This is a genomic window from Parasutterella secunda, assembly GCF_016901835.1.
In the GTDB taxonomy this organism is placed as follows: domain Bacteria; phylum Pseudomonadota; class Gammaproteobacteria; order Burkholderiales; family Burkholderiaceae_F; genus Aphodousia; species Aphodousia faecavium.
The window spans coordinates 182,989-198,785 of record NZ_JACJKX010000002.1 but is presented as its reverse complement, the minus strand read 5'-3'; the positions used below and the strand labels follow the sequence as shown (position 1 = coordinate 198,785).

Here is a 15,797-nt window from a genome sequence, read left to right as displayed (position 1 = left end):
GGCCGAAAACGACCTTATTACCCACGAGTTTACCGACGGTTTTGCGGCTGATGCAGCGAGACTTCCCGTTAATCCACTGGTTTTTATAGCGAACAATGTAATCGGTCCCAGTTTGGTTAACGATCATGACGGGGTGGATAGGTTCGAGTGAGGGCATGACAATCTCCATGGATTGCTTATATTATAATCTATGTTTAATGCAAAATTCAATAAGGAAATTAAAAATAATGCAATGAAAACAATGAATTAACTAAAGTGATACTTTAGTTTGGAGATTTATGAGCTAGTTTTTGAAAAGTTGGGGTTCTAGGGGAAAACCCAGACAAAGGTAGGCAGTTTGACTTATATCAATATAGTAAAACTGTAGGAGAGCTAAGCTCAGCACCGAAGCTGCCCTCTGAGGTGCTTTTTGTACCTGTCGGAAAGCTTATTTTCTTTTTTCGGAAAAGGAACTAGCAGTTATGAATAAAACATTTAAAACCATTTGGAACGAAGCTCGTCGTAGCTATATCGTCACCAATGAAGCTCAAAAGTCTCACGGGAAACCATCAAAATGTGCCGTTGCTTTAGCTGTTGCTGCAACGGCTATTTTGTCGATGGGCGCCGCTAACGCCGCCTATGTAGATCCGGGTCGCGTGGCCGCGGGTGCTTATGATGTAAATGCAGCTAAAGCCTCTTGGGAAACTGCAGAATATCAAGCTGACTGGGGCTTGACGGCTATGCATGCTTCTAAAGCTTACGCTTTGGGTTACACCGGTAAAGGTGTAGCTGTCGGTGTCATGGATTCTGGAGCTTTGTTGCAAAAGCACCCGGACTTGGCTGGTGATCGTTTCCATGCTTCTGAAGCAGACGCTCACTACGGTTCTACTGGTGACCGTTACCCGCAAGCAACAGGTGATAAGGGTCATTATGTAGATGGTGGATCTGCTACAGAAAGTGGCAAAATTGACGGTAATTGGATTGCCGGCACAAACGACTCTCACGGTACGCACGTAACGGGTTCTGTTGGCGCTAATCGTGATGGCAGCGAATTCCATGGTGTAGCTTTCGATGCTGATGTGTGGGTAGGCAACACCGGTGGTACGGACAATACTAACTACGGTCCTTTCCAAGATTACGAATTCTTCCACAATCAATGGAAGGCTCTTGCTGATAACTTGGTTAAAGCCAATGGTGTTGAACGTGGTGGTGTGATCAATAATTCCTTCGGTACGAACACTCGCGTTGTCGATAATAAAACTACAGGTCCTGACGGTGGTAGTACCGGTTTTCACTTCCCGACAGATACGGTTTCACAAACAGAATACGAGTATTTCCTGTTCAAGCAAATTTATGGCGACGGCAATAAGACGTTCGTAGATGCCGCTTACGATGCTGTGACGGGAGATAATAGAAATGTTGTTCAGGTCATGACAACGGGTAACCGTGACTTTGCCAACCCGTTCCATCGCCCGCTTTATCCGTATTTCAACCCTGAAGCTGAAAAGAATTGGATTGCTGTTGCAGGCTTGCAAAAAGACTCTGCAACTGGTGGTTATAAGTTGGTCTCTACCTGGAACGAAGCTGGCTTAGCTAAGTACTGGACCGTTGTGGCTCCTGGATCCGGAATTTATGGTTCGAAGGTTGATACAGCCACTGGCGAACCGTATTGGGGTAATTCCTCTGGTACCTCCATGTCTGCTCCTCACGTGACGGGCGCCATGACTGTTTTGATGTCCCGTTATCAAGATATGAGCGCTGTTCAAGTGCGTGATGTCTTGTTCACGACCGCTAACCATAAGAATCCTGACGGTTCCAATTTCGCTGGTTGGACTGCTAAGGAAGGTGAGGTAGATATCCGTTACGGTTGGGGTAATCCTGATCTTGATAAGGGTATGTACGGTTTGGGCCAATTGTTGGGTCACTTCGACTACAACATGGCAAACACTAAATTAGACGTTTGGACCAACGACATTTCTCAAATTGCTTTGAATCAACGCGAAGCAGAAGAGCTTGCATGGAAAGAAGCCGCTGAAGCTTGGCAGAAATTAGACAATTCCAAGAAGTTGTCCATGGAAGGCTTGACGGCTGAACAAAAGGAACTCCTTGGCGAAATTCTCCTTGACACAGATGATGATGTTGTCGGTGTTACGGCAGAACAGGAAAAGATCAGCGAAGAAAATGCTATCGCTTGGCGTGATCAATACTACCAAAAGCGTATCGATGCAATCCAAGAAAAGATTGACAAGGGCTTGTACGACGGTTCTCTGACCAAACGTGGTCAAGGTACATTAGTCTTAACAGGTAACAACGATTATCTCGGTGAAACGAGAGTTGAAGGCGGTACATTGTTGGCCTTCTCCGAATCTATTGGCTCTGCGGATGCCAAGGATGGTCGTGTTGTTACAGTTGGTACTGATGGTACCTTCGGTGTCTTGTCTTCTTACTATGATAACTTCACCATGACTGGCATGAACACCAGTGAAGCTACCGCAGAAGACAAGCTGACGATCAACATTGAAGGCGACGGTACCTTGTTTGTGGACGCCGCTTCCAACGTCAATGTGGCCGCAGTTAGCGGTGTGAAGAACGTTGAGGTTGGTCTTGTCGGTGCCGATGCTGAGCAATTGGCTAAGGTTTATCGCGGTGAAGCTGAATTCAGCGGTTCTATTACGACTGATGAAGGTAGCTTTGCTGGCGCTACCATCACAAAGACTGATGTGAATAACTCTGCGTTCTTCACGGTAAGCAAGGCTGAAGTTTCTGAAGACGGATCTAGTATCTCTGTTTCTGCCGAAAGCAACGGTAAGAAGATCTCCGATTTCAGTACGTCTAAGAATGCTGCCGCTGTAGCTGCCGCTTTGGATAACGGTCCTGCCAACGAATTCTTGGGTTCTGTTTTGTCCATGACTGAAGGTGAAGTTACCGGTACGTTGGATGCTTTGTCTGATGACATGTACTCTACGGCTCGTAACGCTTTTGCTGTTAACAGCTTGACGGTAAGCCGTACGGTTGTTGAACAAGCCCGTAGCTATGGCGAAGGTCGTTCTGCCGAATTCGAAAACGGTCGTGGTCGTATCTGGGTGACGGCTGTTGGTCAATGGATGAATGCTGATGGCGCAAGCAGCAGCATGGACGTTGATTTTGGTGCTGGTTTGGCCGGTGCTGAATGGATTGTCACGGACAACACCAAGTTGGGTGCCTATATCGGTTACGGTCAAACCCGTTACCATGGCAACGCCGGCAAGATTGAAGGTGATGATCTCCACTACGGTATCTACGGCTTGACGGATGTTGGTCCTGTTGGTTTGACCTATGGTATCGGTTACACCACGGAAGATCGTGACTCCAGCCGTACTTTTGCCGGCACGGCTAACTCCCACAGTGAAGACGCTACAGCTTTGCAAGTGTTTGCAGAAGCTGCTTACAACGACTTCAACTTGGGTGATGTCAATGTCGCTCCGTACATTGGTTACCAATGGTTGCGTATCGAAACCGACGGCTTCACGGAATCTGCTTTGAACAATAACTTCAAGATGGATGACGTTGAAGACGATCTGCAAGTTGCAACGGTTGGTGCTCGTGTGACGGCTCCGGTGATGGTTGGTAAGATGCCTGTTGCCTTGAAGGCTGATGTTGGTTACAGCCGCTTCTTCGGTGATACGGAAAGCGTAACCCGCATGCAATTGGGTAACGGTGGCGCTATTGCCTCGATCGAAGGCGAAGAACTTGAAGGCCAAGTCAACTTTGGTCTCGGTATGACCGCTCAAATCGGCAAGCGTGCTACGATTGGCATCAATTACACCGGTGCTTATGGTAGCGATACGGATACCCATGGTATCGGCGCTAACTTGCGTATCAACTTCTAATAGCTGAGAAGTCAAAAGAAAGAGGGAGGAAATTTCCTCCCTCGCCAATCATTCTCTTAAATGAGTATGTTTCCCCGGGTTTTAGCTAGCCCGGGGATTTTTATAGAAAAATTCCCTGCAAATCAGATAAAAAATTCCAACCTTTGTCAGAGGCTACAAAGCGTTTAAGGGGATTATCCATAAGTCCAAAATTTTGGGCTTTTTGAATATTTTCAGAAATATCTGATAGTGAAAGATCAGTTCGTTCAGATATGAGCTCTAAAGCGACACCTTTTCTGAGACGAAGGACATTGAGCATGAATTCAAAAGCCTGCTCTTCTTTGTCAACAATGCGTTTACGAGCAATCGCCGAGCCTCGAATGGCATGTTGCATGTAGCTTACGGGTTGCCTATATCGGGCTTGACGCAGAATCTTCCCATCTTTCAGCGTGATCTTACTGTGTGCCCCCGCTCCGCAGGCGATATAGTCACCAAACTGCCAATAATTAAGATTGTGTTGACAATGTCTGCCAGGCTTCGCATAACCTGAAACTTCATAATGATCGAACCCTGCACTTTCCAAAGTTGAGGCCACTAGATCCTGCATTTGCTCAATTGTATCGGTGTCCGGAATACCTTTCGGAATGTGTTTGGCAAAAATGGTATTGGGTTCTAGTGTGAGTTGGTAGAAAGATAGATGAGTGGTTTGACAACGAATGGCCTCCTGAAGCTCGAATTCGAGTTCTGAGAGCGTTTGGCAGGGTAATGCGAACATCACATCCAAATTGAAATTATCAAACGTTTCCTGCGCGATTTGAATGGCTCGGTGGGCTTCTTTGCTATTGTGGATTCTTCCCAAGCGTTTTAGGAGTTCATCATTGAAGCTTTGTATGCCCATAGAAAGGCGGTTAATGCCGATTGAGTGATATGCGTGAAAATGCTCTGTATCAACTGTACCGGGGTTGGCTTCGAGAGTTATTTCGATGTTGGGAGTTAGAGAGAAATTAGCTGAGACTGCACTTAAAAATCGATCTAACTCGCAGGGTTGAATTAAAGAAGGCGTGCCGCCACCGATAAAAATGCTGATTAAGGGGCGGTTTTGAGCTAATTCAACAGAAGTTTTTAAATCGGCAATTAATGCATCGACGTACTCATGCGAAGGATCCTGATTACTGGGTAAGGCGTGAGAATTGAAGTCGCAATAAGGACACTTTCTCACGCACCATGGCCAATGAACATAAAGAGAAAGGGGGATGTCAGTGCTTTTCATAGCACCCAACGCTTTTTCATTTCGTCAATCAGTTTCACCATGGCAAGACCTCGGTGACTGATGGCGTTTTTTTCTTCTGCGGTTAGTTCTGCAGCGGTTTTACCTAGTTCAGGTAATAAAAAATGCGGGTCATATCCAAAACCACCTTCGCCTCTGGGCGTGTCAATGACTTCTCCGTACCAACGGCCTTCTGCAATGATGGGCTCGGGGTCGTCAGCACTTCTAACGGCAACGAGTACACAGGTGTAGTGAGCACCTCGATCAGATGCTCCTTGAAGCTTTTGAACCAAGAGAGTGTTATTTTTTTTGTCGTCTCCAGGCTCTCCGGCAAAACGAGCAGAATGCACGCCAGGAGCGCCTCCAAGAGCATTAACGCAAATGCCGGAATCATCAGCGATGGCAGCCAGCCCTGTAAGCCGCGCAGCGTGACGAGCTTTAGCCAGGCAATTTTCTAAAAACGTACCGTAGGGCTCTTCGGCAGCTGGAATGTTGAATTCGCCTTGAGGATGAACTTCAACATTAAGGGGCGCCAAAAGTTTATTAAATTCACGCAGTTTCCCTTTGTTGTTACTGGCTAAAACTATTTTCATATTTTGACTCCCGTCAGGCTTTGATCGCTTCTTTTTGCAATTGGATGATTTGGGTAATGGCTTCTTTTGCCAGGGCAGTCATTTCAGCCATTTCTACTTCTGAGAAGGGTTCGCCCTCCGCGGTGCCCTGAATTTCAACGAAACGACCGTCATCGGTCATGACAAAATTCATGTCGGTTTCGCTGTTGCTGTCTTCCGGGTAGTCTAGGTCAATGACAGGGACACCTTCAAAGATGCCCGCACTGATAGCGGCTACCTGTCCCTTAATGGGGCTTTCTGTAATTTGGCCCTTATCGAGCATCGTTTGAATGGCTAATGCCAATGCAACCCAAGCGCCGGAAATGGAGGCGCAGCGCGTGCCGCCATCGGCTTGAATGACATCACAGTCAAGCTGTATGGTGAAGTTATCAATCTTTGTGCGATCCACGACGGCGCGAAGGGCTCGACCGATTAAACGCTGAATTTCCATCGTTCGGCCGGATTGTTTCCCCTTAGCTGCTTCACGGTCGCATCGTGTGTGGGTGGCTCGCGGCAAAAGACCGTATTCAGCGGTGACCCAACCCTCAGCGCGATCTTTCAAAAATTTGGGTTTCCCCTCAATAACAGAAGCCGTGCAGATGACTTTTGTGTTGCCCACTTCTACAAGTACAGAGCCTTCTGCGTGCATGGTGTAGTGAGTTGTAAAGCGCACGGGACGCATTTCATTAGGTTTGCGGTGTGAAGGTCGTTCAAACATAGTTAATCGATCCTTAGAAATTATCCATTGGTTTTGTCGCGCTTTTTTAAACGCGGTTCAAAGAGCATCGAGCCTCCCATCGCTTCGGTCCAAGGGCCTTGCACGTTGGGTTGTGGATGCCAGTGTTGAGCAGAATCTTCACTGACGTAGAAGCCTTTGTCGGTTTGGGCAAAAAGTTTATCTTCCCGGCCATCGAGTGCGACAAACATGCCGAGCTCTTTGCTGATAAAGCGAGGATGCCAGAATTTTCCTTCTTGGCTCGAGACATAAATCCCTTTTTCGCAAGCAGCAAAGAGTTTTCCTTGAAAGTTAAGAAGTGAGAAGAAATGACCACAGGCTTTTCCGTCGTACTTCAGGCGCCATCGGGCCCCCGATGAGGCTTGGAAAATCGCCTCGTTTGTGCAGGCATAAAGCATATTGTCAAAGCTTTCAATGTCAACGAATTCAGCTCCTTTGCGTTGAGGGCTAACTTGCGAAAACTTGGGAGCCTCAATTGACGAACTGTAAATACCACTGTCGGTAACAATAAAAATCTCCCCCCGGTGAAAGGTCAAGCCTCGCAAAGTACCCATGGGTTGGTTTTGATCTTCATAGAAGATGGTCCAAGACTGGCGAGAATCGTGACTGATTTCGATTCGATTAAAGAGGTAATTGAGCCGAAAGGAGGCATTGGGAGCATCAATAACTAAAGGCATTCTTGTTGTTTCCGATTAAGTACCCGAAGATTGTAAAGCAAAAGGAGTGGTTCACATAGAAAAGTATCTTGAGAACTTTAAACAGATGCTCGATTTAAAGAGTGGATGGTTTTGTTAAATGGTCATGAGGTCGAATAAGCCAGCGATGATGTACCGCATCCCGAAGTCAGGAAAGCTATGTTCTGATTGTTTTGTTGTTAAAAAGATACAAATAAAATAGTTAAATCATTTTAAATTTGACATGGAGCGGGGTATGTGGCAAGAAAATTCCAGACAGCAAAGCGAATGTCTTGAGAGATTTGCTTTCACTTTTAGAAAAGAAAGATGTCTTTTTAAAGGAATATCTATTATGAAAAAGACTTTAGCTGCTGTCGCTGTTCTCGGCGCTTTTGCCGGCTCTGCTATCGCTGCCGATGTTACTCTTTATGGTCGTATCGATGAAGGTTTGCTCTATCAACGCGTCGATGCTGACCAACCCCATCAATCTGCAGAAAACTCCTGGGGCCTTGAATCCGGCAATATGACGAGTTCCCGTTTTGGTATCAAGGGTTCTGAACAAATCTCTGAAGATTTGACGGTTTCCTTCACATTGGAACAAGGTTTTAATCCCGATGACGGTTCTTTCGGCGACGATGACCGTATGTTTAATCGTGAAGCCAGTTTGCGTGTGACGACCGCTTACGGTGAATTGGGCTTCGGTCGTATGGGCCGTGTCTTGAGTGATGCTGGTACATATTCCCAACGTGGGGAATTCATCCTTGGTTCTTCTTGGGGTGGAATGACCGGTGGTACCGAACTGATCACCGATAAGACGAGTTCTCGTTTGGACAACATGATCACCTATAAGTCTCCGACATTTGCTGGGATGACGGTTTATGCTCAGTACGCTGGTGGTGATACGGCAGCTGCTGACAGCGAAGAAGAAAACACTTCTAAGACTGATCGTTACTATGGCTTGGCCGCTCTTGGTAACTGGGGTGCCTGGAGCGCTATGTTGGGTGTTGAACAAACCAACTATCAATCTTGGTTCCCGGCTACGGGCACGGGAGAAGACGTTGATGATTCAATCGGTGTCGAAGCATCTGTGGCTTACGACTTCGGTGCTGTCAAGACCGCTTTGACGGGCCGTTACTTCAAGGATAGTGCTGGCTACAACACGATCGTTAGCGACTATCAAATTGAACGTATTGATGGTTATGGTGTGAAGTTGGCAGCTGCTGCTCCGGTGTTTGGTGGTACTTTGCAAGGTATGGTTGGTTACATGGATGCTGAATCTTCTGACGATAAAGAATTTGGTGATCTCGAAGTTAGCCGCTACACAGTTGCATTGACCTATGACTATCCGTTGAGCAAGCGCATGAAGTTGTATACCGCTGCTTCCTACACGAAGGATGACTTCAAGGATAACAACGACAGCACGAATGATGCTAAGCCTAACAATACCGCTTTCGTGTTCGGTATGGCTCACTACTTCTAATTTGAGAAGTCTTCTAATCTGAGTTAGACAGTTTTCTACTACCTTCTGTCTGATTTGGAGTTAGTTGGGGCGGATTCAAGAGCAGAAATGCTTTTGGATGCGCCTTTTTGTTGTAAAAAAACAACTCATTGAAAGCGACCGATAAAAATATAAAAAATTAAACAAATTCATATAGATATAGTGGAATGGTGAAGGTGTTTGAGTAGCTTGGACTATATAGTTAGAAGGACCTTTAGTTTGACTAAGTTGTTTGAGGGGAGCAACAATGCAACTCAGGCAGAAGGTATTCTGCTTTTTCCTCTAGAGGAAAAACAATTCGTTTTTCATATAAAAAGGTAGTAATTATGAAAAAGACTTTAGCTGCAGTCGCCGTTCTCGGCGCATTTGCCGGCACGGCTCTCGCTGCCGACGTTACCCTCTATGGTAAGGTTGACCTTGGTCTCCAATATGTTCACCAAGATGACAAGGGTGTGAAGACCGATAACTGGGGTCTCAAATCCGGTAACTCCAGCTCCTCTCGCTTTGGTTTGAAGGGCCAAGAACAAATTTCTGAAGATTTGACGGTTGGTTTCCAATTGGAACATGGCTTCAACGCTGATGACGGTTCCGATTCTGCCGAAAACAAGGCTTTCTCTCGTGAATCTCGCCTCTATGTGAAGACCGATTACGGTACATTGCACATGGGTCGTTTCGGTGCTTTGGATTCCGGTACGGGTTCTATTGACGTAGCCGCTGGCTTCACGGCTTCCGGTACGGGCTATGGTACCAACATCAATGACCAAGGTCGTGTGTTCAATACCTACAGCCGTTTGGATAACTCCATTGCTTACACCTCTCCCGAATTTGCGGGTATGACGGTGCATGCCATGGCCTCTTTGGGCAATGATCAAGGCACTGCCAAGGAAGCTTCTTCTGACGTGGACCGCTACTATGGTTTGGCCGTTACCGGTCAATGGGGTAACTTCGGTGCCGGTTTGGTCGTGAGCCAAGTTGACCGTGGTCATGTTCAGAGCGCTCTTTATGATGATGACTCCACCAACGTTACGGCTGGTGTGAACTACGACTTCGGTGTCGCACAGACTTTCTTGGCAGCCAACTACTACAAGGGTGGTCAAGTGTTGGATGCGAAGGATGATGAAGTCACTGCTAAAGACTACAGCCAATGGGGCGTGAGCTTTAGCGTTGCTGCTCCGATCGCCGGTGGTAAGTTGGAAACGGCTGTTGGTTATGCAATGGGTACGGATGATGCACGTGCTAGCGATGCTGACGAATACAAGGTGTTCAACGTTGGTGCTTACTACTCTTATCCGTTGAGCAAGCGTACCTATGTTTACGCCGGTGTCGGTTACGACCAAGTTGAAGATTTCGACGGCGAAAAGACCAAGACCACGGAAGTTATCTCCGGTTTGGTTCACAACTTCTAATTCTTGAGAAGTTCTCTGATCTGATTTAACTCAGAAATCAGGCGGGTTCAAGAGCAGACGTGCTTTTGAATCCGCTTTTCTTTACTGATGAGCTTAGACGAAATCGCTTTGAGGTTCGTTTAAGCGTCTTTAACTCTCCATTTATTCAATTTAAAGACGAATCAAAGATTACGAAGTATTTCGTTTACTCTTTGACTGCACTCGAGACTAAAGCTTTGATGAATCAGTATCTTCAATACAAAGTGCTTTTTCTGCTCTGCTATACTTACACCCCCTTTATTGATTAACAATAATTTGTTTTTAAAGAACAAATTTCCTTTTGTGCAACGGATGTAAACCGTGACCGCGAAAAAAATCTACCTTCGCAGCTTTGGCTGCCAGATGAATGAGTACGACTCTGAGAAAATTGTTGACCTGATGGTCGATAACGGCTATGAGCGTACCGATAAAGTCGAGGATGCTGATCTCGTCGTATTAAATACCTGCTCTATTCGAGAAAAGTCTCAGGAAAAAGTTTTCTCGGAATTGGGTCGCATTCGCGATACCAAACGCGAAGCACACAAAGACGATATGCTGATTGCCGTGGGTGGCTGTGTCGCAAGCCAAGAAGGCAAAAAGATTTTGTCTCGTGCGCCTTATGTCGATATCGTTTTTGGACCGCAAACGCTTCATCGTTTGCCGGAAATGGTTGGCAAAGTAAACGACACACACAAACCTCAAGTCGATATTCGTTTCCCTGAAATCGAAAAGTTTGACCACTTAGCCGAACCCAAGGCCCGAGGTGCTACGGCCTTCGTTTCCATCATGGAAGGCTGCAGCAAATATTGCTCCTACTGTGTGGTGCCCTACACCCGCGGCGAAGAAATCTCTCGCCCCATGGCTGATGTGTTAATTGAGGTTGCAAAGCTTGCTGCTCAAGGCGTTAAAGAAGTGACGCTTTTGGGACAAAATGTCAATGCCTATCGGGGAGAAACGCCCGACGGTGACATCGCAGACTTTGCGATGTTGCTGGAATATGTGGCTGAAATTGATGGCATTGAACGCATTCGCTACACCACTTCTCACCCCAAAGAATTTACTCAGCGTTTGATTGATGCGTACGGCAAGATTGACAAGCTGGTCAATCACGTGCATTTGCCCGTGCAGTCCGGAAGTGATCGCATTTTGGCTGCGATGAAGCGCGGCTACACGGTGCTTGAATATAAGTCCATTATTCGACGCTTAAAGGCGATTCGCCCGGATATTTCGATTGCCACCGATATCATCGTGGGGTTCCCCGGCGAAACCGAAGAAGATTTCCAAGCCACATTAAAACTCATGGACGATGTGGGTTTTGATGCAAGCTTCTCCTTTGTTTACAGCCGTCGACCGGGGACGCCTGCCGCGTATTTAAAAGACGATACGCCTCAAGAGGTGAAATTAAAGCGCCTGCAGATTCTTCAGGTGAAAAACGATGCCAAGGCCACGGAAATTGCCCAATCCATGTTGGGGACTGTGCAGCGCGTGTTGGTAATTGGCCCCTCTCGTCGCGGTCGCGGCATGATGGCCGCTCGCACCGACAATAACCGTATTGTCAATTTTGTGGGCGATGAGTCTCTTACAGACACGATGGTGAACGTGAGAATCACGGAAGTCAATCCCCATACGCTTTTGGGTGAACGGGTATAAGAATTGAAAATGGCTGAAGAAAAAGTTTTGTCACTCAATTTGGATTTAAGCAACACGGCCCTAGCGAGTCTCGTGGGGCCGATGGATGCCAATTTGCGCCAGATTGAAGTGATTTTGGACGTCTCGATTTCTCGTCGAAACAATCAATTTCGGATTGCAGGCGACGCAGACAAAGCCCGTGAAGCCTTAAATGCTCTCCAGACATTGGCACTTCGCGCTGAAAGCAGTGCAGAGGAATTGACAACCGATGATGTGCAGCTCTTTTTTGTCGGAGAAAATGCCAAAAAGGTGGACGGAGATTCTCCGACCACGCCGGTGCTGCACACCAAGCGACGTGAGCTTCAAGGCAGAACCCCTCGGCAAAATGACTACATTCAGTCGATTCTGGATAACGATATTGCGTTCGGTATAGGTCCCGCCGGTACCGGTAAAACGTATCTGGCGGTCGCAGCAGCCGTTGATGCCTATGAAAGAGATCGCGTCGAGCGCATTATTCTCACGCGCCCTGCCGTAGAAGCCGGGGAACGCTTGGGGTTCTTGCCCGGAGACCTCTCCCAGAAAGTGGATCCCTATCTGAGGCCCCTTTACGATGCTCTTTTTGATCTCTTGGGCTTTGATAAAACCCAAAGGCTTCTTGAGCGTCAGACGATTGAAATTGCGCCCTTGGCTTATATGCGTGGACGCACCTTAAACAATGCGTTTGTGATCTTGGATGAAGCGCAAAACACGACGCCTGAGCAAATGAAGATGTTTTTAACCCGCATCGGGTTCGGCTCCAAGGCGGTGATCACGGGAGACGTCACGCAAATTGACCTGCCTCGTGGTACACGCTCGGGGCTTGTCGAAGCTCAAAATGTTTTAGCCGGAGTCCGTGGGATTGCGATGACGTATTTCACCGCAAGCGACGTTGTTCGTCACCCACTTGTCGCCCGTATCGTTGAGGCGTACGCTAAAGCTGATGAGAAAAGGCAGTTGGCGAAACTTGCCAAAGAGGACAAATAACCATGTCGAAAAAGAAACTGCAATTTAACATCTTTGAACACGGTGACTTTAAGCTTCCTTCGACCAAAAAGATGAAAAAGTGGGTGAAGGCCGCTATTGAGCGTGACACAGAATTAAACGTGATGTTTGTGGGCGAAGAAGAAGGGCGCGCCATGAACGCTCAGTATCGCCACAAAGACTATGCGACCAATGTGTTGACATTTGACTATCAACACGAGCCTGTGGCGATCGCGGATTTGGTCATTTGTGTGCCGGTTCTCATTAAAGAGTCCAAAGCCCAGAATAAGTCCTTTGACGAACATTTAGCGCACTTACTTATTCACGGGACACTGCATGCTCACGGCTATGACCACATGGAGTATGCCGATGCCAACGTGATGGAAGATAAAGAAATCGGTGCGCTTTTGAAGTTAGGTTTCAAAAATCCCTACGAAGACCGGATTCTCTTAAAAGGGAAAAAGCTGAAGCTGGAATTTTAGAAAAGCATTCAGAGAATTTTGAACCAACTACCGGTATGAGCTTACCCGACAAAATCCCGAATGGTGTTTTTGTCGGGTCTTTAACGCTTAGAAATCTTCAGGTTTTGTCGTGACTTAGAGGCTATGAATAAAGCAATGAAGGCAAAACCCTGATAACATTAACTTTCTTGTTGTTTAATTATTTTAATCTACATGAGTACAGAACCCCCGCTTAAAGCGACTGCAACCAAACACCGCACTTTTTTTGAACGCATCTCCGGCGTCTTTCACCGCCCCACACGCGAAGACTTCATCGATACGCTCCACGAAGCCAATGAACAGAAGCTGATTGACGATTCCGCCTTGAAAATGATGGAAGGCGTCATGCAGTTTTATAACTTGAGAGCGTGTGATTTAATGGTGCCGCGCTCTCAGATGCAGGTGGTGGATTTAAGCGAGAGTAAAGATGTGTGGCTGCCGCAGATGATCGAAGCCGGCCACTCACGTTTTCCGGTCATTATGGACGGAGACCGGGATAATGTGATCGGTATTTTGCACGCCAAAACCATTTTGCGGGTATTGGTTGATCCGAACTTTAAAGCCAAGGACCATCTTCGTGCGGTGAAATTTATTCCCGAAAGTATGCCGCTTAACGACCTGTTGCGGGACTTTAAACTCGAACACAACCATATGGCCATTGTCGTGGATGAGTTTGGCAGCGTCTCGGGCCTTATCACCATTGAAGACGTGCTCGAGCAGATTGTGGGCGAAATCGACGACGAATTTGATGAAGTGGACGAAGACGCTGACAATATTCTGGAAGATCCCAAGCACGGCTGCTGGCGAGTGAAGGCACTCACGGAAATTGAACAATTCAATAACTTTTTCGCGACTGAAATCAATACCGATGAAGACTGCCACTGTGAGACAATCGGCGGCTTGATTGCCGACCGCTTGGAGCATATGCCTAAGATCGGTGAAACGGTGGTGATTGAAGGCTTCCGATTTACGGTTTTGCGAGCAGACGAACGTCAGGTTCGTTTGCTGAAAGTGGAAAAACTTCCCACGACCGACCCCGCTAAAAAAGAATAAAAATGATGTTGTTATCACCCACTCAAAAGTACTATCTTTATCGCCTTGTCTTGAGTTTCGCAAGCGGCGTGTCGCTTGCGAGCGCCTTTGCACCGGCCAACGAACCCATGTTTGCGTTTGCCGCACTCATTGTGATTTTCTATTTGGTAAGCGTCAGTGAAAAAGTCTCTCACGCTGCACTTTGGAGTATGGCCTTTGGTTTCGGATGGTTTGTAAGCGGCATCAATTGGGTCTATTTCAGCATGTATCACTATGGCTACATGCCCCTTGAGTGGACCTATGTGACTACGTCAGTTTTTTCTTTGGCACTTGCGCTTTTTCCCACCGCAGCCTTTGTTCTCGTGGTGAAATTTATTCCCAATCCCATTTTGCGCATGGCCCTGGCGCTGCCTGCAGCGTTTACCTTCTTTGAGTGGTTGCGAGGCTGGGTATTGACGGGCTTTCCGTGGTTAAATCCTGCCTACACCATGATCGATTGGCCTTTTGCGGGTCTTGCGCCCTTTATCGGCAGTTTCGGGGTGCTTTTAGGGATGTCCACGGTGGCAGGCCTTCTGGCCGCTATTTGGACACTTCGCGGTAACTGGATTTATATCGCCTCTTGTGTCATTACCATTTTCTCTATTTTGCTGCTTTCCATGGCAGGAAAAGAAATCGTTTGGAGTGAGCCCGCAGGCGACATCAATGTGCGTCTCGTGCAGCCCAATTTGGAGCCTCGCCTTTTGCAACAATCGATGAGCGAGCGTTTCGATGAAATTTATTTCTATCTCGATAACGTCTCGGTTGAAAGGACTGCGGTGGACGCTGTGATTTTGCCTGAGTCCGCTTATCCCTTGGCTTGGCAGCAATTTCCCAAGGCCCAACAAGACAGACTCATTAATTGGGTCAAAACGGAAAATAAGTCGCTTCTTTTTAACGCCTTCTGGTTGGAAGAGGGGCGCTACAGTAACGCTGCGATTGCCTTGGATCCCCAAGGGGAAATGTCATTGTATAAAAAACGTCACTTAGTACCCTTCGGAGAATTTGTGCCATGGGGTTTCCGTTGGTTTATTGATTCGATGCGCATTCCGATGACAGACTTGGCCCGAGGCGAGACCTCTGCGTTGACCATGAATTTTGCGGGCCACACGGCTGCCGTCAATCTGTGTTACGAAAACCTCTTCGGTAGCGAGTGGATTGAAGCCTGGAGCGGTGCCTCGCCCGAACTTTTGATTAACCTCTCGAACTTGAAGTGGTTCGGGCCTGAAAAAGCCTCGGCTCAGCACCTGCAGATCTCTCAGATGCGGGCACTGGAAACGGCCCGCCCGGTGTTAAGCGTCACCAATAGCGGCAGTACTGCCTTGGTTAATGAGCACGGACAAATCGTCAAGAGCCTTGCCACCGATATCGAGGCAACGCTCGATGTGAAGGTTACTACGATGAAGGGAGAAGCCACGCCCTTTGTGAAATGGGGCAATTGGCCGGCCGTTCTTTTATCAATTTTGATGTTATTAGGTGCTTTTATTTGCACATTTGCCGAAAAGCGCAGGCAAAAGGACTAAAATTAAACAATTTTCAGGGC

12 protein-coding genes are annotated in these 15,797 nt (G+C 47.2%); 8 read left to right on the top strand and 4 right to left on the bottom strand.

All coding sequences use genetic code 11. The features are described 5' to 3' along the window. Window positions 1–461 precede the first annotated feature (461 nt). Window positions 462–3,848, top strand: coding sequence for an autotransporter domain-containing protein (locus tag H5985_RS02235; protein WP_205049687.1), 3,387 nt, complete (start codon window positions 462–464; stop codon window positions 3,846–3,848). Window positions 3,849–3,948: 100 nt separating this feature from the next. Here the strand turns inward: H5985_RS02235 and hemW are convergent, their stop codons facing one another. From hemW to H5985_RS02215, 4 genes are read right to left on the bottom strand one after another with little or no spacing between them, the layout of a single operon-like run. Continuing rightward, window positions 3,949–5,097, bottom strand: a complete 1,149-nt coding sequence (gene hemW, locus H5985_RS02230; protein WP_205049686.1) for a radical SAM family heme chaperone HemW — start codon at window positions 5,095–5,097, stop codon at window positions 3,949–3,951. Further along, complete coding sequence (gene rdgB, locus H5985_RS02225) at window positions 5,094–5,687, bottom strand: RdgB/HAM1 family non-canonical purine NTP pyrophosphatase (protein WP_205049685.1); 594 nt, start codon at window positions 5,685–5,687, stop codon at window positions 5,094–5,096. Before rdgB ends, hemW begins: the two co-directional genes overlap by 4 nt. 13 nt (window positions 5,688–5,700) lie before the next feature. Beyond that, entirely contained in the window at window positions 5,701–6,423 is a 723-nt protein-coding gene (rph, locus tag H5985_RS02220; RefSeq protein WP_205049684.1) for a ribonuclease PH, read from the bottom strand. Between the two features lie 20 nt (window positions 6,424–6,443). Next, on the bottom strand, window positions 6,444–7,118 hold the full coding sequence (locus tag H5985_RS02215) for a beta propeller repeat protein (RefSeq protein WP_205049683.1): 675 nt from the start codon (window positions 7,116–7,118) through the stop codon (window positions 6,444–6,446). 349 nt (window positions 7,119–7,467) lie between these two features. Between H5985_RS02215 and H5985_RS02210 the strand changes: the two genes are divergently transcribed. From H5985_RS02210 to lnt, 7 genes are all read left to right on the top strand, one after another. Beyond that, on the top strand, window positions 7,468–8,595 hold the full coding sequence (locus tag H5985_RS02210; protein WP_205049682.1) for a porin: 1,128 nt from the start codon (window positions 7,468–7,470) through the stop codon (window positions 8,593–8,595). Between the two features lie 344 nt (window positions 8,596–8,939). Further along, window positions 8,940–10,019, top strand: coding sequence for a porin (locus H5985_RS02205; RefSeq protein WP_205049681.1), 1,080 nt, complete (start codon window positions 8,940–8,942; stop codon window positions 10,017–10,019). A 339-nt stretch (window positions 10,020–10,358) separates the two neighbouring features. After that, window positions 10,359–11,687 (top strand): tRNA (N6-isopentenyl adenosine(37)-C2)-methylthiotransferase MiaB, encoded by a 1,329-nt coding sequence (miaB, locus tag H5985_RS02200; RefSeq protein ID WP_205049680.1) that lies wholly within the window; start codon window positions 10,359–10,361, stop codon window positions 11,685–11,687. Between the two features lie 9 nt (window positions 11,688–11,696). After that, window positions 11,697–12,689: a PhoH family protein gene (locus tag H5985_RS02195; RefSeq protein ID WP_205049679.1), complete on the top strand. Its 993-nt coding sequence runs from the start codon at window positions 11,697–11,699 to the stop codon at window positions 12,687–12,689. Between the two features lie 2 nt (window positions 12,690–12,691). After that, window positions 12,692–13,168 carry an rRNA maturation RNase YbeY gene (gene ybeY, locus H5985_RS02190; RefSeq protein ID WP_205049678.1) on the top strand — a complete coding sequence of 159 codons (477 nt, stop codon included), beginning with the start codon at window positions 12,692–12,694 and terminating at the stop codon, window positions 13,166–13,168. A 192-nt stretch (window positions 13,169–13,360) separates the two neighbouring features. Beyond that, window positions 13,361–14,239 carry an HlyC/CorC family transporter gene (locus H5985_RS02185; protein WP_205049677.1) on the top strand — a complete coding sequence of 293 codons (879 nt, stop codon included), beginning with the start codon at window positions 13,361–13,363 and terminating at the stop codon, window positions 14,237–14,239. Window positions 14,240–14,241: 2 nt separating this feature from the next. Beyond that, window positions 14,242–15,777, top strand: a complete 1,536-nt coding sequence (lnt, locus tag H5985_RS02180; RefSeq protein ID WP_205049676.1) for an apolipoprotein N-acyltransferase — start codon at window positions 14,242–14,244, stop codon at window positions 15,775–15,777. Window positions 15,778–15,797 lie beyond the last annotated feature (20 nt).

Bases quoted from the DNA above. Each gene is read 5' to 3' on its own strand.
- H5985_RS02235 (WP_205049687.1), top strand. From the start codon at position 462: ATGAATAAAACATTTAAAACCATTTGGAACGAAGCTCGTCGTAGCTAT.
- hemW (WP_205049686.1), bottom strand. From the start codon at position 5,097: ATGAAAAGCACTGACATCCCCCTTTCTCTTTATGTTCATTGGCCATGG.
- rdgB (WP_205049685.1), bottom strand. From the start codon at position 5,687: ATGAAAATAGTTTTAGCCAGTAACAACAAAGGGAAACTGCGTGAATTT.
- rph (WP_205049684.1), bottom strand. From the start codon at position 6,423: ATGTTTGAACGACCTTCACACCGCAAACCTAATGAAATGCGTCCCGTG.
- H5985_RS02215 (WP_205049683.1), bottom strand. From the start codon at position 7,118: ATGCCTTTAGTTATTGATGCTCCCAATGCCTCCTTTCGGCTCAATTAC.
- H5985_RS02210 (WP_205049682.1), top strand. From the start codon at position 7,468: ATGAAAAAGACTTTAGCTGCTGTCGCTGTTCTCGGCGCTTTTGCCGGC.
- H5985_RS02205 (WP_205049681.1), top strand. From the start codon at position 8,940: ATGAAAAAGACTTTAGCTGCAGTCGCCGTTCTCGGCGCATTTGCCGGC.
- H5985_RS02195 (WP_205049679.1), top strand. From the start codon at position 11,697: ATGGCTGAAGAAAAAGTTTTGTCACTCAATTTGGATTTAAGCAACACG.
- ybeY (WP_205049678.1), top strand. From the start codon at position 12,692: ATGTCGAAAAAGAAACTGCAATTTAACATCTTTGAACACGGTGACTTT.
- H5985_RS02185 (WP_205049677.1), top strand. From the start codon at position 13,361: ATGAGTACAGAACCCCCGCTTAAAGCGACTGCAACCAAACACCGCACT.
- lnt (WP_205049676.1), top strand. From the start codon at position 14,242: ATGATGTTGTTATCACCCACTCAAAAGTACTATCTTTATCGCCTTGTC.